Origin of the sequence: Virgibacillus sp. JSM 102003 (assembly GCF_041949995.1) — a bacterium.
In the GTDB taxonomy this organism is placed as follows: domain Bacteria; phylum Bacillota; class Bacilli; order Bacillales; family Amphibacillaceae; genus Lentibacillus.
Window position 1 is genome coordinate 1 of sequence record NZ_JBHFQH010000034.1, and the last position, 1397, is coordinate 1397.

Here is a 1397-nt window from a genome sequence, read left to right on the forward strand (position 1 = left end):
TTGGTCTTCTGTCAAGAAAATGGACACTTCACTTTGGTGAACTATTCATTCAAAACTACTACCGCGCTTCGCTTGGTGTGACCGTAGAAATGAAAAGTCTAAGACAATGACTTTTCATTTCTACGGCCAAATGGTTAATTAAGAGCTAATTTGATGTGCAGTAGCTCGATATGTTCTCTCATATTTATTTGGGGAAGTATACCCTAATGAGGAATGCTTTCTCTTCTCATTATAGCGACTGCTTATATAGTAATTAATTGCTTTAATCGCTTCTGCACAGGTTTTAAAGCGTCTGCGGTATATCAGTTCCTTTTTAATCGTTGCATGGAATGACTCGATACAGGCATTATCATACGGGTTACCTTTCCTGCTCATACTTATTTGAATCCTATTTTCTTTTAACACATTGGTATAGTCATTCGAACAATATTGAGAACCTCGGTCTGAATGATGGACCAGTTGCTCAGTGGGCTGCCGGGTTACAATCGCCATATTCAAAGCTTTTAAAGTTAATTCTTTCTTCATATGAGGAGCTATACTCCAACCGACAATCTTACGGGAAAACAAATCCATAACAGTAGCTAAATAAAGCCATCCTTTAAGTGTCCAAATATACGTAATATCGGTGACCCAAACCCGGTCAGGCTCCTCCACATTAAACTCCTGATTTAATAGGTTAGGATAGACATGCATCGTGTGGTTGGAGTCCGTCGTAGCTATATATCTGCTTTTTGGAGTAGCCCTCAAACCCATTTCCTGCATTTTGCGAGCCACCGTTTTTTGAGAGATTGTATATCCCCACTCGACTAAATCATCATGTACCCTGGGACTCCCATACGTCTTATCGCTTTCATAAAAGGATTTTTTGATTTTTCGCCTAATTTCTTTGTCATAGCAATTCTTATTGGCATTATGATTGTTCTTGTTTTTTAACCAATTATAAAAGCCGCTCTTTGAAACTTCCAGCACCTCGCACATTTTCACAATACTGTATTCATCTCGGTGAGCTTGAATGAAACAGTATTTATCTTTTACTCTGGGTTTTTCGTGAAAATGTGCATCGCTTTTTTTAATATTTCATTCTGATCCTTTAGATCCTGCAGTTCTTTTTCGTGTCGATTTTTGAGTTTTTCCAATTCTGCAGGTGTAATATATTGTTCTGGAGCCTCTTCTCTCTTCTTTTTCGCTTTATAGTCCGAAACCCACTTATAAACAGTAGAATCAGAAAGCTCCATTTCACGCGCTAACTCTCGGGCAACTCTCCCCTCTTCAACAATTAATTTACATATATGCTCTTTAAATTCCCGTTCTTTCCATTCTCCCATAATAAACACGTCCTTTTTTAAAATTATACACGATTCTCATTTTGACGTGTCCATTAAAAAGACTAACTTTAA

2 protein-coding genes are annotated in these 1397 nt (G+C 37.7%); both read right to left on the reverse strand.

The genetic code is table 11. From position 1 onward, the window contains the following. Positions 1 to 138: 138 nt before the first annotated feature. Positions 139 to 1074, reverse strand: a complete 936-nt coding sequence (locus ACE1TG_RS19705; protein ID WP_375054087.1) for an IS3 family transposase — start codon at positions 1072 to 1074, stop codon at positions 139 to 141. After that, positions 1032 to 1325, reverse strand: a complete 294-nt coding sequence (locus ACE1TG_RS19710; protein WP_375054086.1) for a transposase — start codon at positions 1323 to 1325, stop codon at positions 1032 to 1034. The genes ACE1TG_RS19705 and ACE1TG_RS19710 overlap by 43 nt, the downstream gene beginning before the upstream one ends. Positions 1326 to 1397 lie beyond the last annotated feature (72 nt).